A 26,426-nucleotide genomic window follows, 5' to 3' on the forward strand; every position below is an offset into this window, starting at 1 on the left:
TATTTTTAAGAATTTCAACAAAAAACAGGCGGCAAAAATCCATCGTAAATAATATTTGTAGATTAATGTCAAAGACGTTAAATCGTTTTGACAATAGTTAGTCACCCTGATAATTTCGCCACCCTTCTGCGCGCAATTTAAGCGCGCATTCGCTAACGTGGAATAAGCATTCAGGGGTTGTCGTGAATTACACCAGCGCGCGCGTCGAGCCGCCGCGTATCGTCGTCGCGCAGGGGACGGGCGTGACGTTGCTCAGCAACAGCAGGTTCGTCTGCGTGATGCAGCAGCCATTGCCCGGCGTCGTCATCTTCGTGCACGGCGTGAACTCCGAGGGCGAGTGGTTCGAGGCGGCGGAGAAGGGACTGTGTCTCGGTCTGAACCGGCGCCTCGCGCGACTGGACGATCAGTTGATGTACACAGGCGTGAGCGCCGGTCAGCTCTTGCCGGCGCAGTACACCGACAGTCTGACGCCCGAGGGGTTTCTGAACCCGGCCTTGCTGCCGGACAACTACATCAAGCCGGATCCTTCGTTCTCGCCGGTGATTCATTTCCGCTGGGGCTACAAGGCGAATAAGGAAGAACTGAAGGAGTACGGCGACAAGATCTTCCTGAACGAGCAGCACTATTGGGGCGGCGGTCCGTTCGCGAACGGCACGTCGAGTTTGCCCGACCTGTGGCACGAAGGACTCGACGACCGCATTTTCGGTTTCATTTCCGTGCAGGCGGTGAATCCGACCCAGCGTCCCCTGTTCCGCACGCCGCCGCGCAGTTATGCCGTGCTGGCCGCGCTGCGTCTCGCCAGGCTGGTGCGGTCGATCCGCGAGAAGCAGGCCGATGTGCCGATCACGATCGTCTGCCACAGTCAGGGCAACATGGTGGGACTGACGGCGGCGTTTTTCGGCGATGCATGGGAGCCGGTGACGGACCCGTGGGGCAAAAGCGGTCGTTGCGTCGCCGATGCCTACGTACTTGCGAATCCGCCGTACAGCGTGGCGAATACCGATACCGGCATGGATAACTGGTCGCAGCGCGGCGTCTACGATGCCCAGCATCGGCGAGGACGCGAATCGTACGACGCGCGCACGAAGACGCTCGCCGCGTTTCTCGACATCATCCGTGAACGGACGGCATTCGAAACGCCAGCTGACAGGATCGACAAGGCGATGGCGAATACCCGCACGTCGGAGAGCGGCGGCAAGCCTTATACGGCCAGCGCCGACCGGGCCGCGCATGGTTTGAACGGCCACACGCATGGACGCGTGACCCTGTATTGCTGTCCGCACGATCAGGTGATTTCCGCTGTCACGGTTCAAGGGATCGGCTGGCGCGGGTTGGGCTACATCAAGGGGAAGCCCACCCAGGAACTCGACGATATTCGCGCCAGCGGCGTGTTGACGCAGCGTGTGTTCGCGAGCGGCTTTCCGGTGGGGCAATACGCCGAGTACCACTACTGGGAAAACGACTGGCGTTACAAAAAGGGAAAGACATCGGGGTTCTGGTTTCCGCCTTCGCCGCCGGCTCGATACGGCCTCACACGCGCGTGGAGTTCGAACGAAAACTACGTGGCGAAGTTCGCCTCCACGGCGGCGGCGCCCGTGCTTTATGTCGTGACCCTGGCCACCTCGGCGCTCGATCTGTTTCAGGTCAACGCCAACCCGCCGAAAGACTGGACGGTCCTGTGCGATGCCCCGCCGCTCGACGAACCGTTTACGCCCAAGGCATTGCTGTACGGCAATGCGGTATCGGTCTGCGACGGCGATCATGCCCACAGTGAATTCAACGAAGGCAACGATCCGCCCGCAGCCTCACGGAATGCGCACAAGCCAAAAAAGGCAGAGAGCGATCCGTACGACCGGTACGAGATCAAACAGAAAGATCAGGAGGCGATCGGCAACGTCGACAGCGAGGCGTCGCAGCGCTACGAGGATCACGCGATTCTGCGCATGCGTGCGCGCAGGCAGGGCAATGCCGGGTGGGTGGATAGCGAAGGCAACGTGATTGGCGAGGATGGCAAGAGCCAGATGCCGGAGGGCTACGAGGCGTGGCACAACGAACAGATCACCGGCATCCTGGACGATGGCCGCAGGAACAATCCAACCAATCACTCGACCATCATGACGAACCCGATGCATGCGGAAAAGGCGCTGGCTTATGACGTGGCGATCGGGCTGTGTTACCTGTCGCCGCAGCAGTGGGAGGATTTGAGGGTCGAGGCGGATTGGCGGCTTGGGAAGGGAATGGACGATGACAATCCGAACAAGAAATACTGGGAATACTTCAACAATGGATCGATGGGCGGGGTTTCGTTATCGCAATGGGTTGGAGGAGATGGCGAGGCACGCCGACCGGAAAAGATCGTCGACGAACGCGAAGGTCAGTTCTATCTGAAGGTCGGGGGTATCGCATGAGTGCCTTGATATCGACATGGCCTCGCAGGATGGCGCTTGCCGCGCTGACGATGATGCTGGCTGCCATCGTCATGGTTGAGTTGAGTATGAAGTTCGGTCCTGTACCGATTTCGGAATTGACAATGGGAGATTGGATGAAACGATTGATTCTTGTGCCGGGCCTGCTGGCCTTCGTAACGTTTGTATTCACCACAGTCGTCATGCAGACATCCGCGCGGGCTACCAATCTGGAAGCGGAAGTACAAACAAAGACAGTCGAAGCTGATCCTGCAGAGTCCTTTATGGCGCAGATTGTCGGTCTCGAATGGCTCAACCCGTTGCAACGGCGCGACTATCCGACCGAATGGCAGATCCTGTGGACAATGGGGCTTGTCAAACCGAACCAGAACGACGATATGGTACAAACGATGCCTGAAAAATTTGCATCTTTCGGGTCAATTGGCGCGCTCGTCTACGGTAATCACGGTACCGAGACTTTCAAGGGTTTCTATCACAAGTACGTTGAAGAACTACTCGGCAAATTCGGCGACCGTTATGCGTTGAACGCCAAGTATTTCTACACGGTCAAGCCGGACAACAAAAAAGACTGGCGAGAGCTCGCCGGCATCCACGTCGAGTTCGCCATTCCCGACCGGCTCGATCCGCTGGAAGCGCAAACCTATCTCCGCAAGAAAATCACCAGCGAATTCTGCATCGGCAGTCGAGGATTCCCCACGCTATGGAGCCGCGACACGCCGCCCGACGTGCACGTCACCCCCGGCGGCCCCAACGCCGGTTTCACCTCGCTGAACAACGCGCTCGACTACCTGCAAGCCAACCCCGACAAAAGCGTCTGGGTAATGAATTGGGACGCGCCGGGCTTTCCACCCAGGGACGGCCAGCTGAACGAGAACATGGTGCTGCTGTTCCTCGCCGGCCCGAACTTCAAGACCGAGCGTGCGCCGCTCGCATGGATCGGCCGCGCGGCCACCGGCGACGTGCAGTCCTTCGAACGCAAAGTGGGCACGACGCGCGCCGTCGAAGCGTGGAAAGCCACCATCGCACAAGCGGCTCACCACGCGAACGTGCCAACAACGCAGATCGAGCACGTGATCTACGACGCAGGCATGGGCAGCGAGGTTTCATCGGAACGTATCGGCTCGCTCGCCCGCACGTTGACGGAAACGTTGCTGGAGTTCGACTACCAGAAACAGACCTTCAACACACCGCGCCTGCTCGGGGACATGGGCGCGGGCACCGCCTTGACCAATGTGGTGCTGGCGATCGGTCGCGCCAATCATTTCGGCGAAACCGTACTCGTCGCCGGCACGACGGACGCCGATCATCCTGTCGCCGTGGTCGTCACGCCACCGCCGCAGGTTGTCCCCATCGATCCGAACGCCGACTGGTTCCGCGCGCGTGGCGAGAACAACGCCTATCTGCCGTGGTGGGGACGTCGTTACGACTCGAAGTACGGTATGCAAGGATTTTCGTGGTGACGTAACGGCACGGCGAAGCTGGCTCGATTACCCGGCGCAATTACCCGGCTCAATTCGCCGGAATCGTCACCACCGGCGCCTTGCTGCTGGTATCCGCCTCGGCGAGCGCCATCAGGTTCTGCACCACCGTGAACGCGTATTTCGAATCGAAGTCGTTGCGGTCCACCCAGTACACGGACGGCCCGTACGAAATCATCACGTACACATCGTCGGGCGGCGTCTTGCCGGAACGCACGATGATGGTCGGCCGCGTCTCGCCGCCGATCAAACCCACGGTCGGTTTGGTCGACCCGTCGCTGATCCGTTCGACGGGCACCTGCACCTGGGCGCCGAGATCCGTCAGGATGCCGAGCACCGAGCGCGTCACCATCGGAATCTTGTCGCCCTTCTGCGACGCCGACGACGGCCCGTAGACGATCTCGTACGTACGCGTCGTCGCCGACAGATGCAGCATCGTGCGCACGCGCGCGAGATCGGCGGCAGTTTGCGGCGACTCGCCGCTGGTGGCCGCGCCCATCACCAGATACACGCCCATCTGGCCGTTTTTGGCATCCGCCTGGCGCGACTCGACGTTCAGCTCGCCGGCGAGCTGCAAACGCCGCAACGCCTGCAGCAGTTCGAAAAAGCCCGGCGCGCCCGCGCTGTTCTCGCCACCGAGCGCATTGCCGTTCTGCAGGCCGCCCACCGATTGCGCGGTAATCCGCAACAGCAGATCGATCGGAATGCCGCCCTCGGCGAGCGGCAGTACCAGTGCCGGCGCGAGTGGGCGGATATAGGCGGACGCGAACGCCTCGCCGGTGGTCGGCGTGAACGTGAAGGTCGGATGGTTCGAATACGACACGCTGCCCGTCGCGAGCGCATAGCTCGGCTGGCTGCCGGAACCGGCGTTGGCGGTCGCGCCGCCGGTGGCGTCGAACGTGTACGCGGCGATGATGCTGCTGACGGTCAGGAACGCGGGCGCATCACCGTAACGCAGACCGACCACGGCGGCGAGAATCTCGCGTTTCTTGGCGTCGCCGAGGGCGCGCGCGTAATCGACCTGATCGGCTTTCAGACGCGACGGCCCGATATGCACGCAGGCGGAAGTCAGGCAGGCCGCGCACAACGCAGCGGCGACAGAGACGGTTCTGAGCATGGCAACGACACGGGCGGACGGCAATCCGCTGAAGAATGGACCCGCAGTGGCGTAGCAGGGTGCATTCCCGCGCCGCGTGCCGGTTTGGCTCGATATGCCGAATCCGCTGATGAATAGGGCGTTGGCGGCGATTGCGTCGAACCCCGCCAGGCAGATGCCGGCGTGCAGGATGTGCCGCGGCGTTGCAAGAATTGCAGAGAAAGGGGGCCGAGGGCGCGGCGTTGATCGATGCCGCGACTTAGACGGCAGCCTCGCCGAGCGTGCTGCCGCGCGTACTATCGAGTGTGCTGTCGAGCGTGTTGTCGAATGTGCAGCGATAAGCGCGCGATTGCATCTCGGCCAGCCGGCTCAGCGTTCGTGACAGATCGTGCGCGCCTTCGAGACCCGCGAGCGCGGCTTCGATCGGTTGATCGGACGCGATGAACAGCGCCCGCTTGCGATCGTAGAAGATGTCGACCAGCCACACGAGCCGTTGCAGCGTGTGCGCCTGCTTTAGCCACTCGGTGCGGACGTTGTCGAGAATCAACCCATGCCATTGCCCGGCAAGATCCAGATAGTCGAGGTGCGAGCGGCTGGCCACGCACAGGCTCTCGAAGTCGGCCCACAACAGCGCGGCGCCGGCCGCTCGTGCGAGCAGCGGCCGCCCGGCTGCGCTCACGGTCACGGGTTCGAGATCCACGTCGCCTTCATGACGCCGGAAGATCGCCCGCAACGCGTCGCCGCTCGATGGATCGAGCGGCGCGAAAAAGCGCTGCAGTTCCGCCGCCTCGCCGCCGAAACGGTAATCGCGCGCGCCATCGAAATGAATCACCGTGAAGCCGCGTTCGATCTGCTCGATGGTGGGCAGAAAACGTTCGTGAAACTCGGGGTCGGGGAGCAGCGCACCCGGTGCGTAGTTCGAAGTCAGCACGACGCGCGTGCCGAGGCCGAGCGCGGTGTCGAGAAAGCGGCCCATCAGAAATGCGTCCGCGATGTCGTGCACGTGAAACTCGTCGAAGCACAGCAGTTCGGTGCCGTCGAGCCACTGTCGCGACACCGAGCCGAGCCGGTCATCGCCACGCGGTTCGGCGACGAACCGCCGGTTCATCTCGCGCAGAAACTCGTGGAAATGCAGACGCCGTTTGCGGCAGCTCGCGAGTTCGAACACGGTGTCGACCACCAGGCTTTTGCCGCGGCCCGGAAGCCCGTGGCAGTACACGCCTCGATGCGTCGTCAACCCATTCGCGGAATGCGCACGCCGGCTCGGCGCACGCAGCAACGCGACAAGCGCCGCGATCGTCTTGCGCTGCGTGGCGTCCGGTTCGATACCGCGTTGCGCGAGCGTATCGATCACCTGGCTTGCGTCGAGCATGGCGGAGAACGTCGACGAGGCGGCTTAACCGCGCCGGCGACTCAGCACGCGTTGCAACTCGCGCGGATCGACCGGCTTGGTGAAGTGATGATCGAAGCCCGCTTCCACGGCGGTCTGCTTGTCCTGCTGCTGGCCCCAGCCGGTCACGGCGATCAGCAACATGCCCGCGTGCCGATGCTCGGCGCGAATCCGCCGCGCGACTTCGTAGCCGTTCAGACGCGGCAGGCCAATGTCGAGAATCACCGCGTGCGGCGCGAATTCGCCGATCAGCGCGAGTCCGGCGACACCGTCGCCGGCGGTGCGCACCTCGTGGCCTTCGAGTTCGAGCACCATCGCGAGACTGTCGGCGGCGTCGGCGTTATCGTCGACGATCACGACGCGCAAGCCGGCCGTCTGCGCCGCCTCGGTGGGCGCGCTGTCCGCCGGAGCCGCGAGCGAGGCCGACAGCGGCAGGCGGATCACGAACTCGCTGCCGCTGCCCGGCCCTTCGCTGAATGCCGCGACCGTGCCGCCGTGCAGTTCGGCGAGACCGCGCACCAGCGCAAGGCCGATGCCGAGGCCGCCTTGCGAGCGGTCGAGCGCGGGCGCGAGTTGCGAGAACATTTCGAACACACTGTTCAGATGCTCGCGCGGAATGCCGATGCCGGAATCGCGCACCACGATCACCGCTTCGTCGCCTTCGCGTTCGGCCGACAGCGCGATGCTGCCGCCCGGCGGCGTGTACTTGGCGGCGTTGTTCAGCAGGTTGAGGATCATCTGCGAAAGACGCGTGGGATCGGCGTCGAGATACAGCGGCTCGCGCGGAAGCGTCACGCTCAGATGATGCGCGGATGCCTGCACGGTGGGGCGCGCGGCTTCCATCGCCGATTGCATCGCGCGCGCGAGTTCGAGGCGCTGCTTGCGCAATTCGAGCTTGCCCTGCGTGATGCGCGACACCTCCAGCAGATCGTCGACCAGATGCGTCATGTGCTGCAACTGGCGGTCGAACACGTCGCGCGACCAGCTCAGTTGCGGATCGGCGAATTCCTTCAGGCGCAGAATCTCCAGCACGTTGCGCATCGGCGCGAGCGGATTGCGCAGCTCGTGCGCGAGCGTCGCGAGAAATTCGTCCTTGCGGCGATCGGCTTTCGAGAGTTCGAGATTCAGCCGCTGCAGTTGCAGTTCGGCGTGCCGGCGGCTGGTGATGTCGCGGCTCACGCAGACGGCGCCGTAAATATCGCCGCGTGCATTCGCCAGCGGTTTGACGACGGTGTCGCATGCGCCGCGCGAGCCGTCGCGCCGCACGAACGGCAGCTCGCCGCGCCATGTGCCGTCGGCGGCCAGCGCGGCGAACGCGGCGCGGCGAATCCGCAGCGCTTCGTCCGCGGGATGAAACATCGATACCGGTTTGCCGAGCACTTCGCGGCGGCGGTAGCCGAGCATGCGTTCGCCGCCCACGTTGAAGTCGGTGATGTTGCCGCGCAGATCGGTGATCACGATCGCGTCGCTGAGGTGCTCGAAGATCGCCGCCTGGCGCAGCAGCACGGTCTGCGCTTCCTTGCGCTCGGTGATGTCGATGCCGAGACCGTAGACGGTCATCGGTTCGCCCTGGCGGTTATAGGTCGCGCGGCCGCGGCCTTCCATCCAGCACCAGTCGCCGCTCGCATGCAGGAAGCGGAACTCGACGACATAGTCGTCGCCGACGGCGACCGCATGATCGACCGCCTCGTTGAGCGCGATCAGATCGCCGGGATGGATCAGTTCGAAGAAGCCGTTCGGCATCTTCGCGAAGCGTCCCTCGGCATAGCCCGCGAGCGCTTCGAGCTCGCGGCTCCACCAGAAGCGGCCGGAACGCGGCTCGTGCGACCACGCGCCCATGCGCGCGCCGCGCATCGCGAGGCTCAGCACGTCGCGGCTTTCCTGCAACTCCTGCTGCGCGCGCTGATGCGCGGCCACCGACGCCTCCGCGTTGCGCCGCGCGAGCAGCAGTTCCTGTTCGTACTTGTGACGGTCCTCGACGATCAGCACCGCGATCTCGAGATAGTCGGCCTCGCCGTGACGGCGGCGTGTCGCGTTGAGCAGCATCGGCACCATGTGGCCGTCGCTGTGCAGCATGTTCAGCTTGATCTCGGCCACCGATCCCTGCGCTTGCAGCAGCGGCGCCCAGTGCGTCTGGTAGAACACCTTGCCGCCGGCGCTCAGCAGATCCATCAGCGTTTTCGCGTCGGCCAGTTGCGCGGCTTCGTAACCGAGCCAGCCGCAGAAGGTGGCGTTGACACGCAGAATGCGGCCGGTGTGGTCGGTCAGCAGCAGGCCGCAAGCGGCATGTTCGAACAGGGCGTCGCCCGATAGCTGGGGGTGGTTGCGCTGCGTGATGCTCATCGTAAGGTCCTGGGGCCTGCCGGGCAGAAGCGGTCATTCCGTTGGCGGCCACGCGCGCCCGGTGTGTGCGGGATGTTACCGCAGTCTCGCCGCCCGGCGGGGCTCATTGGGCATCGATTGGGGATCGATTGGGGATCGATCGAGGATCGACCCGCATCAACCCGTCTTGATCCTCGGCTGCGGCGCGCTGGCGGGTTCCAGTCCGAAACGCTCGTATTGGGAGATCACCTGGGCGCCGAACAGCAGCAAGGTCGCCAGCCATTCGAGGCTGAACAGGATCACGATCGCCATGGTCAGCGAGCCGTACACCACGCTCACCTGCGAAAGCGTGGCGAAATACCAGACCAGCACATGACGGGTGATTTCCCACAGCACGGCCGCCGTCACGCCGCCGAGCAGCGCATGCTTGAGCGACGGTTTGCCGACCGGCATCACCAGATAGATCGACGTGAGCACGAAAATCTCGCCGGCGAGGCCGAGCAGATAGAGCACCACGCGCGAGAAGCCCTGCAGCGACACGTGCAGCCCGAATAGCTCGATGCCTTCCGCGCCGATCGCCTCCAGCCCGCTCGACACGAACGTGACGATCAGCAGGCCGATGCCCAGGCACAGAATGTAGCAATACGGCAGCAGCGCGGACAGCAGGAAGTGCCGCCGCCGCACGACCACCCGATGCACGAAGATCAGCGACATCGCGTTCTCGAGGACGGTGAAGGCGAGCGAGCTGAAGAAGATCATCGTCACGAGCAACACCCAGCCGATCACCGCGCGGTGCGCGAGAAAATTGGCCAGCTCGCGCACCAGCGCGCTCGACTGGCCTGGCACGAGCCATTGCAGCAGATGCCCGAGCGCGGTCAGCAGCACGTGTTGCGGCACCATCCGCGAGAGGGCGATCACGATCAGGATCAGCAGCGGCACAATGGAAAGCAGCGCGTAGTAGGCGACCGCGCCCGCGAGCAGCAGCCCCTGATTCGCGCGGAAAGCCTTCAGCGTTTGCAGCACGAAGGTACCGGGATGTCTGGCGACATATAACGCATGCTCGTCGATGATGGCTTGCATGAAAGGCCTCGTGGCGCGAAAGCGCGGGATGATCCATTGACGCAAGCAAGAATGCAGCCATGCGGGTGCGCGTGCGGTGGGAACATGCCTTGCTTGATCCTTGCTTGATGTTTGCTTGATATTTGCCGATCCGCGTGATTGCCGCGTGGCATCCGCTTGACGATCGCGTCGAACCGATCGCGTCGAACGACATGAAAGACGAATGACGACGAATAAAGATGAGTGACGAAACCGACCTCGTCGTGGCCCGGCCCGAAGGTCTTTACTGTCCGCCGGGCGATTTTTACATCGACCCGTGGCGGCCCGTCGAGCGCGCGGTGATCACGCACGCGCATTCCGACCACGCGCGTTTCGGTCACCAGTACTACCTCGCGTCGCGCGCAGGCGCCGACGTGCTGCTGTCGCGTCTGCCCGGCATCTCGTTGCAGACGCTCGCGTACGGCGAACGCATCGCGATCGGCGCCACGCACGTGTCCCTGCATCCCGCCGGCCACGTGCTGGGTTCCGCGCAAGTGCGGATCGAGCATGCGGGGCGCGTATGGGTGGCGTCCGGCGACTACAAGCTCGACCCCGATCCGACCTGCGATCCGTTCGAGCCGGTGCATTGCGACACTTTCATCACCGAATCCACCTTTGGCCTGCCGATCTACCGCTGGGACCCGCCGCAACGCGTATTCGACGGCGTCGATTCCTGGTGGCGCCATAACGCGGCCGCGGGTCGCGCGTCGGTGCTGTTCTGCTATTCGTTCGGCAAGGCGCAGCGCGTGCTGGCGAGCGTCGACGCCGCGATCGGTCCGATCTTCTGTCACGGCGCGGTCGAGCCGCTGAACCGCGCGTATCGCGAAGCCGGCGTGCGCCTGCCGCCGGTCGGGCTGGTGAGCGACATCGAACGCAAGGACAAGGCCGCGTTTCGCGAGGCGTTGATCGTCGCGCCGCCGTCCGCGCAGGGCAGTGCGTGGCTCAAGCGCTTCGGCGACTACAGCGACGCGTTCGCGTCGGGCTGGATGCGGCTGCGCGGCGCGCGGCGCCGGCGTGGCGTGGATCGCGGCTTCGTGCTGTCGGATCACGCGGACTGGCCCGGCCTGCAGACCGCGATCCAGGCGACCGGCGCGCGCCGCGTGATCGTCACGCACGGCTCGGTCGAACCGATGGTGCGATGGTTGCGCGAGCAAGGACTCGAAGCGGGCGCGTTTCAAACGCAATACGGCGACGACACCGTCGAAGCGGATACGGCGGTCGAGTCATGAAACGCTTCGCGGCGCTCTACACCGCGCTCGACGCGACCACCTCCACGCACGACAAACTCGATGCGCTGATCGCCTATTTTTCGGCGGCCGAGCCGGAAGACGCCGCGTGGGCGGCGTATTTCCTCGCGGGCGGCAAACCGCGCCAGGCGGTACCCACGCGTCTCTTGACCGAGATTGCCCGGGAGCGCGCCGGTTTGCCCGCGTGGCTGTTCGAGGAGTCGTATCACGCGGTCGGCGATCTCGCGGAGACCATCGCGCATATCCTGCCGCCGCCCGCGCGCGATTCCGAACTCGGCCTCACGCAATGGATCGAGCAGCGCGTGTTGACCCTGCGCGGCATCGCGCCCGACGAATTGCGCACGCGCTTGCTCAGCTATTGGGACGAACTCGACTGGAGCGGACGGTTTCTGCTGACCAAGCTGATCGGCGGCGGGTTTCGCGTGGGCGTCGCGCGGCAACTGGTGGTGCGGGCGCTGGCCGACGTGGCGGGCGTCGATCATAAGCGCATCGCGCAGCGCATGGTGGGCTGGACCGATTCGCGGCAAGCGCCGGGCGCGGCGCGCTATCTGCGGCTGATCGCGCCGCTGGCGCCGGACGACGGCACGGGCAATAACGTCAGCAACGACGCATCCAACGAAGCATCCAACGGCGCCGCCGCGCTCCACGACAGCGATCTCGGTCTGCCGTATCCGTTCTTTCTCGCGCATCCGTTGCAGGCCGATCCGGCGACGCTCGGCGCGCCGTCGCGCTGGCAGATCGAATGGAAGTGGGACGGCATTCGCGCGCAACTCGTCAAGCGCGCGGGACGGGTCTGGTTGTGGTCGCGCGGCGAGGATCTGATCACCGAGCGCTTTCCCGAAGTCGCGGCGCTCGGCGAAGCGTTGCCGGAGGGCAGCGTGATCGACGGCGAAATCCTCGCATGGGAGCCGGGCGCGAGCGCGCCGTTGCCGTTCGCGCGTTTGCAGCCACGCATCGCGCGTAAAACGCTGACTAAAAAGATCCTCGCCGATTCGCCCGCGACCTTGCTCGCTTACGATCTGCTCGAACTGCACGGCAACGATCTGCGCACGACGCCGCTCGCGCAGCGGCGCGCGCAACTGGAGGCGCTGGCCGTGACGATCGACGGCACACTGGCGCGCGATCTGCTGCGTGTCTCGCCGACGCTCGATGCGTCCGACTGGCAAACGCTCGCCACGCTGCGCGACGAAAGCCGCGCGCGCGGCGTGGAAGGTTTGATGCTGAAGGAGCGCGAGTCGTTCTACGGCGTGGGCCGCACCAAGGCATCCGGTACGTGGTGGAAATGGAAGATCGATCCGTACGCGGTGGATGCCGTACTCGTCTACGCACAACGCGGTCATGGCCGACGCGCGAGTCTGTACACCGATTTCACCTTCGCGGTCTGGGACGAAGCGAACGGCGTGCGCACGCTGGTGCCGTTCGCCAAGGCCTATTCCGGCCTTACCGACGAAGAAATGCGCCAGGTCGATGCCATCGTCCGCAAGACCACGATCGAAAAATTCGGCCCGGTGCGTAGCGTGACGCCGAGCCTGGTGTTCGAAATCGGCTTCGAGGGTATTCAGGCGAGCCCGCGTCATAAATCCGGCGTGGCGGTGCGGTTTCCACGCATGCTGCGCTGGCGCACCGACAAAACGATCGACGAAGCCGACACGCTCGCGATGCTCAAAGGATTTATCGACGATCGGGCCGCACCGCGCGCGGGATAACCCTCTGAGCGGAAACCCGTAAAAACGCCGTCGGGTATTTTGACGCGCGAACAGTTCCCTGCATGCTATGAACGTCACCGCGAACGTACCCGCGAACGTACCCGCGGAAATCGGCGCGGTATGCATTGCGCACGTCTTGGCCGTCGATACGCAGCCCGTCCGATAAAGCACGAGGATGGGCGGCCTGGCGGGAACGAATCGTGCAAGCGTGCGCCGGGGTTGCACGCTTGCAACGCGGACGTAGCGCACGAAAGAACAAGGAGAAGAGAGTGAGGCTCGACGACAGGATGGACGAGAACGACGACGTGGTGGTCTGGCGGCCGATTCCGCACGCGATGACCTCGCATCGCCGCGTGCTGGTGGTGGACGACTACCGCGAAGCCGCTGACGCGCTGCAGATGCTGCTCAACGCGGACGGCTTCGAATGCCGCGCGCTCGACGATCCGCTGGCCGTGTGCGACATGGCCAGCGAATGGCAGCCGTTCGCGGTGGTGCTGGACATCAAGATGCCGGGCCTTGACGGTCTCGAACTCGCGCGCCGCTTGCGCGCGCATCCCGATACGTCGCACATGCTGCTGGTCGCGTGTACCGCGTTCGCGTCGCGCGACGACCGGGCGCGCGCGAAGGCCGTGGGCTTCGATGCGCATTGCGCGAAGCCGTTGACGCCGGAGCGCTTGCTGCGGGTGCTGGAATCGGCGGCGGCCCTGCACTCGGGCGCGCCGCCGTAAGCGGTGGAAGGAACAATGGAGTGGCGGGAACGGGAATAGCGGTTTGAAAAAACGGTTTGAAAAAAATGCGGTACCCAGAAGTTTTCTTCATCCGGATCATGTCCACCCACACGCCGCGTCGCGCGCGCGTTCCGCTTCAGTCCGGCGCGTACTTGAATTCCGGCAGCGCCTCGAGCGATTTTTTGGTGGCCTCCGGCAACACGATGCGCCGGTTGGCGATCTGCAGATTGCTGAACGGCACGGCGACCAGATGTTTGCCCATCCCGAGGAAACCGCCGACCGACAGGATCGCGTACGCGGCGTGATCGTCGCCGGTCGAGACGATCAGGTCGTCGAACGTGCCGATCGTGTCCTTGTCCTTGTTGTAGACATCGGCGCCGCTCAGCTTCGACGCGCGATAGCCGCTGCCGAGCTGAACCACGTCGGTGCGCTTTTCGGTGATCGCCTGCGGTGCGCCCTGCGCGTACGCACTGCCGTAAGAGGCGAGCGTGCCGAGCAGAAGTGCGGTGCCCAGTAGCGGTTTGAATTGCATTCGCATGTGAATTTCTCCCTGATGTCGTTGATGGGGCGAGTTAATGGTCCGGTGACTGCGCCTCGGTAACGCCTCCTCGGTAAAGCTTCATTAACCGCTCGTTGAATAGTCGTCGAATGCCGGCCCGATTTTCTGTGCATTCCCTGTGCATTCCCTGTGCAAGTTGCAATAGTCGTGCCGCGATTTACGCCGTTCGCGGCGACGGCAACGTCGTGCACCGCGCGGCGCGGGTCTCGCGAGGTGGCGCGGCGTCTCGCCGAGTCAGGCCCAGGATTTGCTCCATCTACGCGCTGACTATTCGTTAAGTGTTCGTCAAGCCCCTCGTCAAGCCAACATAAAACGTGCGCCATTGCGCCGCCCGACGCCACGGGATCACAGGAAGGAACCACGATGTCTCAACCCACTTACTCCACGCGTATCGCGGAAGGCACGCCGTTTCCGCTCGGCGCCACATGGAACGGTAGCGGCGTCAATTTCGCGCTGTTCTCGGCGCACGCGACCAAGGTCGAACTCTGTCTGTTCGACGAAACGGGGACGACGGAAATCGAGCGGATCGAACTGCCGGAATACACCGACGAGGTGTGGCACGTGTTCGTGCCGGGTCTGCGGCCCGGCGCGATCTACGGCTATCGCGTGCATGGTCCGTACGAGCCGGAGAACGGCCACCGTTTCAATCCGAACAAGCTGCTGCTCGATCCGTACGCGAAAGCGCATGTGGGCGAGCTGAAATGGGCGCCGGAAATTTTCGGCTATACGCTCGGTTCGGACGAGGGCGATCTGTCGTTCGACGAACGCGACAGCGCGCCGTTCGTGCCGAAGTGCAAGGTGGTGGATGCGACGTTCTCGTGGAGTCATCCGGAGCGCAACGCGCTGCCGTGGGAACGCGTGATCTTTTATGAAACCCACGTGCGCGGTTTTACGAAACATCATCCCGACGTCCCCGAAAACCTGCGCGGCACTTTCGCGGGATTGGGGCAGCAGCCCGTGCTCGACTACATCCGCAATCTCGGCGTGACGTCGGTCGAGTTGCTGCCCATCCAGACCTTCGTCAACGACAGCTATCTGCTCGACAAGGGACTCACCAACTACTGGGGCTACAACACCATCGGTTTCTTCGCGGCCGACCCGCGCTTCTTCGCATCGTCGACGGATTCGGTCGCCGAGTTCAAGGAGATGGTGGACCGCATCCATAACAACAACCTCGAAGTCATTCTCGACGTGGTGTACAACCACACCGCCGAAGGCAACGAGCTCGGCCCGACCATTTCGTTCAAGGGCATCGACAACGCGTCGTACTACCGTCTGATGCCCGACGAGCGCCGCTATTACATCAACGATACGGGCACCGGCAATACGCTGAATCTCTCGCATCCGCGCGTGCTGCAGATGGTCACGGACAGTTTGCGCTACTGGGTCACGGAAATGAAGGTCGACGGTTTCCGTTTCGATCTCGCGACGATTCTGGGCCGCGAGGATCACGGCTTCGACGAAGGCGGCGGCTTTCTCGACAGTTGTCGTCAGGACCCGGTGCTCTCCAGCGTGCGCTTGATCGCCGAGCCGTGGGATTGCGGTCCCGGCGGCTACCAGGTGGGTGGTTTCCCGCCCGGCTGGGCGGAGTGGAACGACCGCTTCCGCGATACGGTGCGCGAATACTGGAAGGGCGACGAAGGCAAGGTCGCCGATCTCGCCACGCGGCTTACCGGCTCGGGCGACAAGTTCAACCATCGCGGCCGGCGTCCGTGGGCGAGCGTGAACTTCATCGCCGCGCACGACGGCTTCACGCTGAACGATCTGGTCTCGTACAACGACAAGCACAACGAGGCCAACGGCGAGGACAACAAGGACGGCCACTCGGACAACAAGTCGTGGAACATGGGCGCGGAAGGCCCGACCGACGACGACGGCATCCGTCAGCAGCGCGAGCGCCAGAAACGCAATCTGCTCGCCACGCTGCTGCTCTCGCAAGGCACGCCGATGATTCTCGCGGGCGACGAATTCGGCCGCACGCAACGCGGCAACAACAACGCGTATTGCCAGGACAACGAGATCAGCTGGGTCGACTGGAACGCTATCGACGACGACGGCCGCGCGCTCACCGAGTTCGTCAGGAACCTGACCACGCTGCGTCACCGGTTGCCGGTGCTGCGTCGTGGGCGTTTTCTGAGCGGCGAATACAACGAGGCGCTCGACGTCACCGACGCGCGCTGGCTGTCGCCCGACGGCGCCGATCTCACGCAGGAGCAATGGGACGATCCGTCGATGCGCTGCTTCGGCCTCGTGATCGACGGCCGCGCGCAGGAGAGCGGCATACGCCGGCCCGCCTCGGACGCGACCTTGCTGCTGGTGCTCAACGCGCATCACGACGTGGTGAATTTCACGCTGCCGGAGATTCCCGAGGGCGAGCAATGGACGTGTCTGCTCGACACCAACATGCCGGTGCGCGCGGAATTGCCGCAATTCAGCTCTGGCGACGCGTACCAGGTGACGGGCCGCTCGCTGCTGCTGTTCGCGCTCGACGCGCCGACGCGCGCGACGCAGCGCGTGTTCGACCGGCTGGAAGAACAGCTCACCACGGATGAAAGCGAAACGCCGGACGCGGCGCCGGCCGCCTGAGCGCAGCGTGTGGAGGCGGGTATAGCGTTTGCTTGCAGCGAGCTAAGCGGTAAGCGGTAAGCGGTAAGCGCGCCTGTCGTGGTCCGGCACAAGTCTCGACGACTACGGCAGCGCGCGCCGCAGCCTTGCGGCGTACCGTCGCGAGACGGTGTTTTCATCAGGTCAAACCGAGGTGAGCAAATGGAACAGGAACCGACCTCTCTGGAGGAACAGATTCGCACGCGCGCTTACTACTTGTGGGAACGGGCCACCGATCCCAAGGGCACGCCGGACGAGTATTGGGAACAGGCGCGCGCCGAAGTCGAGGGCGAGGCGGATGCGCCGCCGGTGGAGAGCGGTCCGGTGGATCCGGCCGCCATTCCTGATACGCCAGAGGCCGCCGGCACGTCAGCGAAGGAGGCGGCGAAGTAATCCGCTGACGCATGAAGGATCTCCCCGACCCGCGCGGCGCGCGGCCCGCCGTCCGCGTTGCCGCGCCGCCCGCGGCGTTTGGTATCGACACCCTGATCTCGCTCGCGGTGGGGATCACGGTGGTCGCCTGTCTGTACTTCGCGAGTGCGGTGCTGATCCCGATCACGCTCGCGATCCTGCTGAGCTTTCTGGTCGCGCCGCTGGTGGATGCGCTCGCGCGCTTGCGCCTCGGCCACGTCGCGTCCGTGTTCGCCGCCGTGCTGGTGTCGGTGTCCGTGATTGCGCTGCTCGGCACGCTGATCGCGACGCAACTGACCGATCTCGCGAGCGGCATGCCGCGCTATCAGGCGACGATCCAGCACAAGATGGATACCGTGCACAGCCTGACCATCGGCAAGCTGGACCGCTTCGCCGGCGCGGCCGGTCAGGCCTTGCAGCGCGTGACCAGCGAGCCGCCGCCGGAACCCCCGCATAGCACCGGCACGACAGGCGGCACGCATGCGCCGGCCGCCGTGCCGGTCGAAGTACGCGAGCCGCTGCCGACACCGTTCGAACTCACGCGTCGCGTGCTGTCGCCGGCGATCAGTCCGCTCGAAACCGCCTTCATCGTGTTCGTCGTGATGATCGTGATCCTGTTGCAGCGAGACGATCTGCGCGATCGCGCGATCCGCCTGTTCGGCTCGCGCGACCTGCATCGCACGACCACGGTGATGGACGAAACGGCGGGCCGGCTGAGCCGCTATTTCGTGTCGCAACTGGGCGTGAATGCGGGCGTCGGCGTGGTGATCGGTGCGGGCCTGTTCCTGATCGGCGTGCCGAGTCCGATTCTGTGGGGCATTCTCGCGGCGCTGTTGCGGCTCGTGCCGTACGTCGGCATCTGGATTTCCGCGACACTGGCCACCGCGCTCGCCGCTGCCGTGAGTCCGGGCTGGGCGATGGCGATCTGGTCGCTCGCGTTGTTCGGGGTGGTCGAGGTGCTGGTCGGGCAGGTGATCGAGCCGCTGCTGTATGGTCACAGCACGGGGCTCTCGCCGTTCTCCGTGGTCGTCGCGGCGATTTTCTGGAGCTGGATCTGGGGGCCGATCGGACTGATCCTCTCCACGCCGCTCACGTTATGTCTGCTGGTGCTGGGCCGTCATATCCGGCGCCTCGAATTTCTCGACGTGCTGCTCGGCGATCAACCCGCGCTCACGCCCATCGAAAACTTCTACCAACGCGCGCTCGCCGGCGATCCCGATGAAGCGATCGAGCAGGCCGAGAGCCTGTTGCGCGAATGCTCGCTGTGCACGTACTACGACGACGTGGCGATCAAGGGTCTGCGGCTCGCCGCGCACGACGTGACGCGCGGCGGCGTGACGGCCGCGCAACTTGCACGGATCGAGGCGACGGTCAACGATCTGGTGGACGGGCTCGACAGTTACGCGGACGAGGAACCGCCCGCGCCGGTGGTCGAGCCAACGTGGAGTTCGATCGCACCGACCGAGCCGCCGAGCGACGCGCGCGACGCGACACGCGATGCGTCGGAGAGCGAACGACGGGACGACCCAACGACGACGGCGGCTGCGAGTCTCCCGCAAACCGCTGGCGTTGGCGTTGGTGTTGGCGTTGGAGTTGACGTTGACACCGGCGCAATGCAGGCGGTCGAGCCCGGCAAGGCCAACCGCGTGCTGTGCATCCCCGGACGCGGACCGCTCGATCCGTTCGCCATGACGATCCTGCAGCAATTGCTCGGCAAGCACGGCTTCGCGTCCCGCGCGTTGCCGCACGAGGCCACGTCGCGCACGGCGATCGACTCGCTCGATGCGGACGACGTCGGCATCGTCTGCATCATGGCCTTGCAGGTCGAAGGCGTGCCCTCGCATCTGCGCAATCTGGTCAGGCGGCTTCGCGTGCGTTTGCCGAACGTCGTCATCGTGGTCGGACTGTGGACCGCGGAGGACGCGCAGAAATGGCGCGCCGATCCGCAAAGCGCCGTTGGCGCGGTGTGCTACGCAGCGTCGTTGCGGGACGTGCTCGCCGCCTGCCATCAGGTCGATGCGACGACGAAGGGGGAAGCGTCGTTGGCACTGATCGACGCGTGATGCTTCCGCGTGACGCCTCGTTTGGCCGCTTATTTTCGCGCTTATTTTCCCGCTTATTTTTTACGCTATTAGCGCACGGCCGTACAACTTTTCATCCGCGATCGGATCGCGCGCTCAACCGCCGTCGCGCGATACCGGCGCAGCGCCGGCATCCGTTGCATCCTGCCAGCCACCACCCAACGCCTTGTACAGCGCGACCAGATCCGTGCTCACCTGCATCGTTCCCTGCGCATACTGCTGACGCGCCTGCGCCAGTTGCCGCTCGGCATCCAGCACGTTGATGAAGCTCGTGATGCCCTTGCGGTAACTGTCGCGCGCGAGCTCGTACGAGGTCTGCTGCGCGGCGACGCTGTCGCCCAACGCATCGCGCCGGGCCTGATCGGTGCGATACACGGCCAGCGCGTTATCGACGTCGCGCAGCGCGGTCAACACCGTCTTGCGGTAATCGAGCGCGGCCTCGGCCTGCTGCGCCTTCGACATGCGCAGGTTCGACACCAGCGCGCCGCCCTGGAAGATCGGCAGCGATACGCTCGGTCCGAACGAATAGAACAGATGCGACCAGCGCGACAGGTCGCTCGCATTTTGCGCGCGCGTGCCGATCTGGCCGGTCAGCGACACATCCGGATAGAACTGCGCGACTGCCACGCCAACGCTGGCCGTCGCCGCATGCAGGCTGGCCTCGGCGCGGCGAATGTCTGGACGGCGACGCGCGAGCGTCGACGGCAAACCCACCGGCACGGTGGGCGGCACCGGCGGCACGGCGGCGGGCGTAGCGAGTTCGGTTTCGAGCGCCCCGGGCGCTTCGCCGACCAGATACGCGAGACCGTTCAGTGCCTGGGCAATCTGCTGATCGTACTGCGGCAACTGGGCCTGAGTTTGCGCGAGCTGCGCAACGGCACTTTTCACGTCGATGTCGCTCGCGAGCCCGACCTTCGCCTGACTCTGCGTCAGCGTGACGATCTCGCGCTGCTGATCGACGAGGCTCGCGGTGATCGCGCGCAGGCTCTGCGCGCCGCGCAACTGCATGTAGGTTTGCGCGACTTCGGCTTCGAGCGAGAGCAGCGCGTCGTTGCGGCTTTCCTCCGCGACTTCGGTTTGCGCCTGCGCGGATTCGACGGAGCGGCGCACGCGGCCGAACAGATCGAGTTCCCACGACGCGTCGAAACCCGCCTGCCAGAGGTTGACCGGCGAAGTCAGCTGATTCAGAAGATTGTTCGCGCCGGCACCTGGCGCGATCGCGTTGACCGGCGAGTTCGGCGCGCCGAGTTGGTTGACCTTGTCGTAGACGCCGTCGGATTCGAGGAAGCCTTTCACGCCGAGCTGTTCACGCGTATAGCTGCCGGTGGCGCGCACGTTGGGCAAACCTTGCGCGGCCGCGCTTTGCACTTGCGTGCGGGCCTCGACGATGCGCAGCACCGCTTCCTGCAGATCGAGATTGCCGCGCGCCGCGCGCTCGATCAGGCTGTCGAGCAGCGGGTCGTTGAAATTGCGCCACCAGCGCGGATCGGGGTCGGTGTCGAGCGTGGGGACGGAGGTGGCGGGCGACGGATTGGCGTGACCGGTGGCGTTGGCCGTGTTCGTGCCGGAGGCCGGGACCGCAGCCGGAACCGCAGCCGAGGCCGCAGCGGCCGAAGCCGCGCGCTGCGTATCCTGCCACTGCGCGGGGACGTCGGCTTTCGGCGGATGAAAATCCGGGCCGACGCTGCATGCGGCGAGCAGCATCGTCAGAGAGAGCGCGGAAAGCCGCGGATAAACGCCGGACTCGATTCTCGTGCGTCGCATGGTCAGTGTCCTCCCGCGCCGCCGGCCGGCTTGGCCGGTGAAAAGAAGAACGTCATCGGAATGCATAGCGCGCAGAACACCGCGAGTATCGCGAACACGTCCACGTAGGCGAGGATCGTCGATTGCGAAATGAAGGTGGTGTACAGGCGGCCGGTGGCGGTCTGCATCGCCTGCGCGAACGGCACGCCGGTCATGTCGGCGATGGTCTGCGCGGTGCGCTGCAAGGTGTCGTTATAGTTTTGCGAAAGCGTGGACATGTGGTCGGAAAGATGGGCCATGCGAGCCTGGGTGCGCTCGCGGATCAGCGCGGTCGAGAGCGAGATGCCGATCGACCCCGCCACGTTGCGGAACATCGTGAAGAGCGCGGACGCGTCGTCGTTCAAACGCGGCGGCACGGTCAGATACGCGAGGGTGGTGATCGGCACGAACAGGAAACCGATCGCGAGCGACTGCGCGCTGCGCATCTTGACGAGCGTCGCGTAGTCGATATCCGGCACCAGCAGATGCGAGTAGGCCAGCGCGCAGGTGAGTAGCGCGAAACCCGCCGCGACCAGAAAACGCGTCTGTATGTACGGCATCAGTTTGCTGATGATCGGAATCTCCAGCGTGATCAGCACCGCGCCGGGCGACAGCACGAGACCCGCGAGCATCGCCGTGTAGCCGAGCTGCTGCTGCGCGAGTTGCGGCACCAGCACCGCGCTGCCGTACAGCACGGTCGCGAACGCGCCGATCGTCATGCAGCCGAGCGCGAAATTGCGGTCCTTCAGGCAGCGCAGATCGACTACCGGTTTCTTCGTGTACAGCAGCCAGAAGACCGCGCCGACTATGCCCGCCACCGCCAGCACCGCGAACGTGACGATAAAGTTCGACGAGAACCAGTCGTCGTCCTCGCCGCGGTCGAGCATCACCTGCAGGCAGCCCAGGCCGATCGCGATCAGCGAGATGCCGATGTAGTCGATCGATACCTTGCTGTCGCCTTTCTTTTTCCATGGTGGATCTTCGACGAGTTGCATCACCGCGAGCGTGGTCAGCACGCCCACCGGCACGTTGAGCAGAAACACCCAGCGCCACGAGAAGTTGTCGGTGATCCAGCCGCCGAGCGTCGGACCGAGCACCGGCGCGACGACGATCGCCACCGCCGAAATGGAAAACGCGCGGCCGCGTTGTTCGGGCGGGAAGGTGTCGAGAATGATCGACTGCTGGTTCGGTTGCAGACCGCCGCCGAAAAAGCCCTGCAATATGCGGAAGATGATCAGTTGCCACAGATCGGTCGCGATTCCGCACAGGAACGAGCAGATCGTGAACGCGACGATGCAGACCAGGAAGTAGCGCTTGCGGCCCATCGCCCGCGCAAGGAAGCCGGAGATCGGCAGCACGATGCCGTTCGCGACGAGGTAGGAGGTGAGGGTCCACGTGGCTTCGTCGTAACTGGCCGACATGGTGCCCGCGATGTGCGGCAACGCGACGTTGACGATGGTCGTGTCGAGCACTTCCATGAACGCCGCCAGCGTGACGACGATGGCGATCAGCCAGGGGTTGGCGGCGGGTTTCCAGTTGGACTGACTGGCGGCGGCATCGGCTGAACTCATGTCGGCCCTCCTTTGCCGGAAGGGCGGACGGGCCGTATTGCCTGAACTGCGCGGACCTTGCGGACGTTACGGACACGACGGACAGCGGTGCGGGCCGGTGCGGAACATACCCCGCCCGCAAGATGCGCTGACGACGATGCCGCCTCCGCTATTGCGTATTCTGTCCGTTGGCCGCGCCGCCGGTCGTCTTTTTCTCGGCGTTCTGGATGTCCTGCGGATAGTGCGGATCGTCGGCGCTCGGCTGATAGCCGTTCTTTTCCAGTTGCTTCAACTCGGCTTTCTTCGCCGCGCGTGTCGTCGTGCTCTGGGTGGTCGTGCTGGTCGCGCCATTGTTGTCCGAGGGCGCGGCCGGCTGTTGCGCGTGAACCAACTGCGCGCTCGCCACGGTCAACGCGGACGCCGTCAGCAGACGGGCGAGCAAGGGCAGTGCGGAATGACGGTTGGATGGGTTCATGACGGTCTCCCTGAATGTGGCCTTCATGACTGTTTCCGCCGCATGCCGTGTGCCTGATGTGACGCGCGCCGATCGGCACCCACGCGGCCGGTGTCGACAGTTGCGCCTGCAACGTCTCGCGCCCGCTTGAAAGAACGGAGCGCGTCATTTCAGGTACACCTTCGGCGTCACCGACAAGCCCAGCCCGAGCGGCTGATCCTTCGGCAAACCGTCGTCGATCACGATCTTCACCGGCACACGTTGCACGATCTTCACGAAATTGCCGGTCGCGTTCTCCGCGGGGAATGCCGAGAAGCGCGAGCCGCTGCCGAGCTGCACGCTGTCGATGTGCCCGTGCAGATCGAGCTTCGGATACGCATCGACCTCGACCTTCACCTTGTCGCCGACGCGCATGCGTTCGAGTTGCGATTCCTTGAAGTTCGCCGTCACCCAGACCTGCGGCGTGACGATCGAGAACAGCGACACACCCGCTTGCAGGAAGCTGCCGAGCTGCACGTTGCGCCGCGTGATCCAGCCATCGGACGGCGCACGCACTTCGCAGTAGGAGAGATTGAGCTGCGCCTGTTCGAGTTGCGCCTCGGCCTGCTGAACCTGCTGACGGCGCTCCTCGACCGTCGCTTCGGTCTGACGGATCTGTTGCGGCACGAGGCTCGCGGTCTGCTGCTGGGCGCGTGCCTGTTCGACGCTGGCGTTCGCGGATTGCTGCTGTGCGTCGGCGGTGTCGATGTTCTGTTGCGAGGTCGCGCGCTGATCGACGGCATGCTGGCGCACGTAGGCCGCCTGCGCCTGCCGGAGGTTCGCTTCCGCCGACGAGGTCTGCGCCTTGGCCTGCCGGTACTGCGCCGGGTACTGAACCCGCGCGATGTCGAGTTGCACCTGGGCGGCGTTCAACTGGGCCTTGGCCAGACCGACCTGGGCCTGGGCCTGATCGACCTGCGCCTGGTAATCGCGCTTGTCGATCACGATCAGCAGGTCGCCCTTGTGGACATAGACGTTGTCGTTGACGGCGAGCTGCACCACGTAGCCGGAGACTTTCGGCGCCATCGTGATGGCGTTGCCGTCGGTGTAGGCGTCGTCGGTCGTGACTTCATTGCGGGTGGCGAACCACCAGATGAATGCGACGATCGCAAGCAGGATCACCACGACGGCAAGAATGATCAGCGGTTTCTTGCCGGGCTTCTTGCGCTTCTTGTCGTCGCCGTTGCCGTTGCCGTCGTCATCGCCTTTCTTGCCGTTGCCCTGGTCGCTTTCCTTTTTGCCGGAATCGGCGTCTTTACCGTCGTCCGGGTTCTTCGTGTTCCTGCGTCGTTCCTGATCCTGCGTGTCTTCAGCGGAGCCGTTGTTTTCGTCTGACATGGCGATTCGTTCCCATCGGTCGAGGGGTAGCAGATGCGTGGCAGAGAAAACCGCCCGTCGGCGCGAGCGCCGAGGGCGGTGTACAGAGGTGAAACCTGTCTAGTGCTTTGCCGGTTTGGCGGCGCCTTGCGTCCCGCCGTGTTTCGATGCGTCGTCCTTCTTGTCGGTCACGATCTTCGTGGCGCCGCCGGTGGAGGGCGGGTCGCTCGCGGGGAAGCTGTCTTCGACGGCGTTGTCGATCTGTGCTTCGCTCTTTTCACGGCCGCTGTGCGTTTTCTTATCCGCATGCTTGTCCGCGTGCTTATCCGTGTTCGAATGCTTGTCCTTGTGTTCGCTCATCACGCCTTCTCCTTCTGTCCGGTTGTGGGTTCGACGATCTTCAGCGCCTCCGCTTTCGATAGTCCTCCGTCGCGCCGCATCGCGTCGATCAACCGCGCGGTGCCGGCTTCGCGCTCGCAGGCGAGCACGGCGACGACGCGATCGCCTTGCACATACAGCGCGACGAACGACTGCTGGTCGAGATCGCCTTCCACGACGATGTCGTCCCACTCGCTCGCATGGCCGAGGTATTCGAAGTTCTTGCCGAAGTGATAGGTCCAGAAAAACGGCACGCCCGCGTAGCGATGCCGCGCGCCGCACATGTTTTCCGCGGCAATCCGTGCATGCTGCTGCGCGACGCGCCAGTGTTCGATCCTCACCGGCTCGCGATCCTCGTGCAGTGGAAACACCGCGATATCGCCCGCCGCATAGAGACCGGGCGCGGCCTGCATGCCGGCGTTGACGAGCACGCCGCCGTCCTTCTGCAACGGCAATCCTTCGACGAATCCGGTAGCCGGTGCAACGCCCGTGCCTAACAGCACGAGATCGGCGTCGACGTGTTCGCCGCCTTCGAGCATCACCGCGTGCACGTTGCCTTCCTCGCCCTCCAGCGACGCGACCTTCGCACCGAGTCGCAGCGTGACGCCGTTGCGTTCGTGCAGATCGCGGAACATCGCGCCCGCGCGTTCACCGAACTGTTTGGCGAACGGCACCTTGTCCGGCGAAATCACGGTGACCTGCACGCCGCGTTTGCGCAACGCCGACGCCGTTTCCAGTCCGATGAAACTGCTGCCGAGAATCGCGACGCGCAGTTGCGCGGGATCGTCGCCGAGCGAGTCGACCAGTTCGACGGCATCGTCGAGCGAGCGCAGCACATGCACGCCACCCAGCTCGCAGCCGGGCAGATCGGGGATCTTCGGCGTGCTGCCGGTGGCGAGCAAGGCGGTGTCGTACGTCAATACGTCGCCGCCCTCGAAGTGAAGCGTGCGCGCGGGCACGTCAAGCCGCGCGACCTTCGCGACCCTGCGTTCGATGTCGTGCGCATCGAGCCAGTCTGGGTCGAGTAGCGGCGGCACGTCGGCAGGCGTCATCTCGCCCGAGGGCACGAATTTGCTGAGGGCCGTGCGGTCGTACGGCGCATGCGGTTCCGCGCCGATCAAGGTGACGCGTCCGCCGAAACCGTTTTCACGCAAGGCGGCGCACGCAGCGGCGCCGGCCGCGCCCGCGCCGATCACGACGAAGTGCGGCTCGCGCGCGGATGCATTGCGCATAGGGCGAGGGATTTTTTGCGGCGTGACCATCACGTCGTCGCCGGATATCGACACCGGATAGCGGTCGAGCGGCATCAGCGCGGGCGGTTCGAGGACGTTGCCGGTCGCGACATCGAAGGTGGCCTTGTGCCATGGACAGATCAGACGTCCGTGACAGAGCGCGCCTTCTTCCAGCGGCGCACCCGCATGCGGACAGTCGGCGGCGTAGGCATGCACGGTGTCGCCGTCGCGTAGCAGCAGAATCTTTTCACCCTCCACCTCCACGCGTCGAGCACGATCCGCCCGCAGTTGCGAGAGTTGAGCGACGTGTCGGGCAGTAGAGGACATAGCCGGTTCCTTGCGGACGATGGGGCGGGAATGAAGATAGGGCTAGCGCATTCGATTTCTGCGCCAGCAATCCATGTGCCCGCGACGATGCGCGCGCAAGCATCGGTGCTCAGCCGCTGAAGCAGGCTTTGGAGAACGCCAGAAGTGAGGTAAATTGAGGAAGCAAGGAAATAGCGCACGAACAACGCGCCGTGCATGGAC

The 26,426-nt window shown here is 64.4% G+C and carries 19 protein-coding genes; 8 read left to right on the forward strand and 11 right to left on the reverse strand.

All coding sequences use genetic code 11. The features are described from left to right. The first annotated feature begins 182 nt into the window (after positions 1–182). Both LFL96_RS33930 and LFL96_RS33935 read left to right on the forward strand, forming a co-directional pair. Positions 183–2,408 (forward strand): hypothetical protein, encoded by a 2,226-nt coding sequence (locus tag LFL96_RS33930; protein WP_281002261.1) that lies wholly within the window; start codon positions 183–185, stop codon positions 2,406–2,408. Beyond that, positions 2,405–3,886, forward strand: coding sequence for a virulence factor (locus LFL96_RS33935; protein WP_281002262.1), 1,482 nt, complete (start codon positions 2,405–2,407; stop codon positions 3,884–3,886). Before LFL96_RS33930 ends, LFL96_RS33935 begins: the two co-directional genes overlap by 4 nt. 49 nt (positions 3,887–3,935) lie before the next feature. Here LFL96_RS33935 and LFL96_RS33940 read toward each other — a convergent pair whose 3' ends face one another. The 4 genes from LFL96_RS33940 to LFL96_RS33955 form a co-directional block, all read right to left on the reverse strand. Beyond that, positions 3,936–5,021 (reverse strand): hypothetical protein, encoded by a 1,086-nt coding sequence (locus LFL96_RS33940; RefSeq protein ID WP_281002263.1) that lies wholly within the window; start codon positions 5,019–5,021, stop codon positions 3,936–3,938. A gap of 238 nt (positions 5,022–5,259) precedes the next feature. After that, positions 5,260–6,372 carry a cell division protein ZapE gene (zapE, locus tag LFL96_RS33945; protein WP_281002264.1) on the reverse strand — a complete coding sequence of 371 codons (1,113 nt, stop codon included), beginning with the start codon at positions 6,370–6,372 and terminating at the stop codon, positions 5,260–5,262. A gap of 24 nt (positions 6,373–6,396) precedes the next feature. Then, the gene (locus LFL96_RS33950; RefSeq protein WP_281002265.1) at positions 6,397–8,733 is read right to left on the reverse strand and encodes a PAS domain S-box protein; all 2,337 of its coding nucleotides are present in this window, start codon (positions 8,731–8,733) and stop codon (positions 6,397–6,399) included. A gap of 156 nt (positions 8,734–8,889) precedes the next feature. Then, positions 8,890–9,792, reverse strand: coding sequence for a YihY/virulence factor BrkB family protein (locus tag LFL96_RS33955; protein WP_281002266.1), 903 nt, complete (start codon positions 9,790–9,792; stop codon positions 8,890–8,892). Positions 9,793–10,010: 218 nt separating this feature from the next. On the opposite strand from LFL96_RS33955, the gene LFL96_RS33960 reads away from it, so the two are divergent. The 3 genes from LFL96_RS33960 to LFL96_RS33970 all read left to right on the forward strand — a co-directional run bounded on the left by LFL96_RS33960 (position 10,011) and on the right by LFL96_RS33970 (position 13,491). Further along, a complete protein-coding gene (locus tag LFL96_RS33960) occupies positions 10,011–11,039 on the forward strand; it encodes a ligase-associated DNA damage response exonuclease (RefSeq protein ID WP_281002267.1) in 1,029 nt (342 codons plus the stop codon). Continuing rightward, positions 11,036–12,763 carry an ATP-dependent DNA ligase gene (locus tag LFL96_RS33965; protein ID WP_281002268.1) on the forward strand — a complete coding sequence of 576 codons (1,728 nt, stop codon included), beginning with the start codon at positions 11,036–11,038 and terminating at the stop codon, positions 12,761–12,763. Before LFL96_RS33960 ends, LFL96_RS33965 begins: the two co-directional genes overlap by 4 nt. A gap of 269 nt (positions 12,764–13,032) precedes the next feature. Further along, positions 13,033–13,491, forward strand: a complete 459-nt coding sequence (locus tag LFL96_RS33970; protein WP_281002269.1) for a response regulator — start codon at positions 13,033–13,035, stop codon at positions 13,489–13,491. A 136-nt stretch (positions 13,492–13,627) separates the two neighbouring features. Here the strand turns inward: LFL96_RS33970 and LFL96_RS33975 are convergent, their stop codons facing one another. Next, positions 13,628–14,023, reverse strand: coding sequence for a PRC-barrel domain-containing protein (locus LFL96_RS33975; RefSeq protein WP_281003933.1), 396 nt, complete (start codon positions 14,021–14,023; stop codon positions 13,628–13,630). 390 nt (positions 14,024–14,413) lie between these two features. On the opposite strand from LFL96_RS33975, the gene glgX reads away from it, so the two are divergent. The 3 genes from glgX (at position 14,414) to LFL96_RS33990 (ending at position 19,128) form a co-directional block, all read left to right on the forward strand. Next, positions 14,414–16,636 (forward strand): glycogen debranching protein GlgX, encoded by a 2,223-nt coding sequence (gene glgX / locus LFL96_RS33980; RefSeq protein ID WP_281002270.1) that lies wholly within the window; start codon positions 14,414–14,416, stop codon positions 16,634–16,636. A 180-nt stretch (positions 16,637–16,816) separates the two neighbouring features. Then, entirely contained in the window at positions 16,817–17,047 is a 231-nt protein-coding gene (locus tag LFL96_RS33985) for a DUF2934 domain-containing protein (protein ID WP_281002271.1), read from the forward strand. Positions 17,048–17,058: 11 nt separating this feature from the next. Then, a complete protein-coding gene (locus LFL96_RS33990) occupies positions 17,059–19,128 on the forward strand; it encodes an AI-2E family transporter (protein WP_281002272.1) in 2,070 nt (689 codons plus the stop codon). 114 nt (positions 19,129–19,242) lie between these two features. Here the strand turns inward: LFL96_RS33990 and LFL96_RS33995 are convergent, their stop codons facing one another. The 6 genes from LFL96_RS33995 to LFL96_RS34020 all read right to left on the reverse strand — a co-directional run bounded on the left by LFL96_RS33995 (position 19,243) and on the right by LFL96_RS34020 (position 26,225). Next, positions 19,243–20,910: an efflux transporter outer membrane subunit gene (locus tag LFL96_RS33995; RefSeq protein WP_281002273.1), complete on the reverse strand. Its 1,668-nt coding sequence runs from the start codon at positions 20,908–20,910 to the stop codon at positions 19,243–19,245. A gap of 2 nt (positions 20,911–20,912) precedes the next feature. After that, entirely contained in the window at positions 20,913–22,499 is a 1,587-nt protein-coding gene (locus tag LFL96_RS34000) for a DHA2 family efflux MFS transporter permease subunit (RefSeq protein ID WP_281002274.1), read from the reverse strand. Between the two features lie 148 nt (positions 22,500–22,647). Beyond that, a complete protein-coding gene (locus LFL96_RS34005; RefSeq protein WP_281002275.1) occupies positions 22,648–22,953 on the reverse strand; it encodes a DUF4148 domain-containing protein in 306 nt (101 codons plus the stop codon). Positions 22,954–23,097: 144 nt separating this feature from the next. Next, complete coding sequence (locus tag LFL96_RS34010; RefSeq protein WP_281002276.1) at positions 23,098–24,309, reverse strand: HlyD family secretion protein; 1,212 nt, start codon at positions 24,307–24,309, stop codon at positions 23,098–23,100. Between the two features lie 99 nt (positions 24,310–24,408). Next, positions 24,409–24,648, reverse strand: a complete 240-nt coding sequence (locus LFL96_RS34015; protein WP_281002277.1) for a hypothetical protein — start codon at positions 24,646–24,648, stop codon at positions 24,409–24,411. Then, positions 24,648–26,225, reverse strand: a complete 1,578-nt coding sequence (locus tag LFL96_RS34020; RefSeq protein ID WP_281002278.1) for an FAD-dependent oxidoreductase — start codon at positions 26,223–26,225, stop codon at positions 24,648–24,650. The genes LFL96_RS34015 and LFL96_RS34020 overlap by 1 nt, the downstream gene beginning before the upstream one ends. Between the last annotated feature and the right edge of the window lie 201 nt (positions 26,226–26,426).

Source organism: Paraburkholderia sp. D15 (assembly GCF_029910215.1).
Taxonomy (GTDB): Bacteria; Pseudomonadota; Gammaproteobacteria; order Burkholderiales; family Burkholderiaceae; genus Paraburkholderia.

Coding starts and splice junctions, on each gene's coding strand:
- LFL96_RS34015 (WP_281002277.1), bottom strand. CDS start 24,648: ATGAGCGAACACAAGGACAAGCATTCGAACACGGATAAGCACGCGGAC.
- LFL96_RS33955 (WP_281002266.1), bottom strand. CDS start 9,792: ATGCAAGCCATCATCGACGAGCATGCGTTATATGTCGCCAGACATCCC.
- LFL96_RS33995 (WP_281002273.1), bottom strand. CDS start 20,910: ATGCGACGCACGAGAATCGAGTCCGGCGTTTATCCGCGGCTTTCCGCG.
- LFL96_RS33990 (WP_281002272.1), top strand. CDS start 17,059: ATGAAGGATCTCCCCGACCCGCGCGGCGCGCGGCCCGCCGTCCGCGTT.
- LFL96_RS33950 (WP_281002265.1), bottom strand. CDS start 8,733: ATGAGCATCACGCAGCGCAACCACCCCCAGCTATCGGGCGACGCCCTG.
- LFL96_RS33940 (WP_281002263.1), bottom strand. CDS start 5,021: ATGCTCAGAACCGTCTCTGTCGCCGCTGCGTTGTGCGCGGCCTGCCTG.
- LFL96_RS33965 (WP_281002268.1), top strand. CDS start 11,036: ATGAAACGCTTCGCGGCGCTCTACACCGCGCTCGACGCGACCACCTCC.
- LFL96_RS34005 (WP_281002275.1), bottom strand. CDS start 22,953: ATGAACCCATCCAACCGTCATTCCGCACTGCCCTTGCTCGCCCGTCTG.
- LFL96_RS34020 (WP_281002278.1), bottom strand. CDS start 26,225: ATGTCCTCTACTGCCCGACACGTCGCTCAACTCTCGCAACTGCGGGCG.
- LFL96_RS33975 (WP_281003933.1), bottom strand. CDS start 14,023: ATGCAATTCAAACCGCTACTGGGCACCGCACTTCTGCTCGGCACGCTC.
- LFL96_RS33935 (WP_281002262.1), top strand. CDS start 2,405: ATGAGTGCCTTGATATCGACATGGCCTCGCAGGATGGCGCTTGCCGCG.
- LFL96_RS34000 (WP_281002274.1), bottom strand. CDS start 22,499: ATGAGTTCAGCCGATGCCGCCGCCAGTCAGTCCAACTGGAAACCCGCC.
- LFL96_RS33960 (WP_281002267.1), top strand. CDS start 10,011: ATGAGTGACGAAACCGACCTCGTCGTGGCCCGGCCCGAAGGTCTTTAC.
- zapE (WP_281002264.1), bottom strand. CDS start 6,372: ATGCTCGACGCAAGCCAGGTGATCGATACGCTCGCGCAACGCGGTATC.
- LFL96_RS33985 (WP_281002271.1), top strand. CDS start 16,817: ATGGAACAGGAACCGACCTCTCTGGAGGAACAGATTCGCACGCGCGCT.
- glgX (WP_281002270.1), top strand. CDS start 14,414: ATGTCTCAACCCACTTACTCCACGCGTATCGCGGAAGGCACGCCGTTT.
- LFL96_RS34010 (WP_281002276.1), bottom strand. CDS start 24,309: ATGTCAGACGAAAACAACGGCTCCGCTGAAGACACGCAGGATCAGGAA.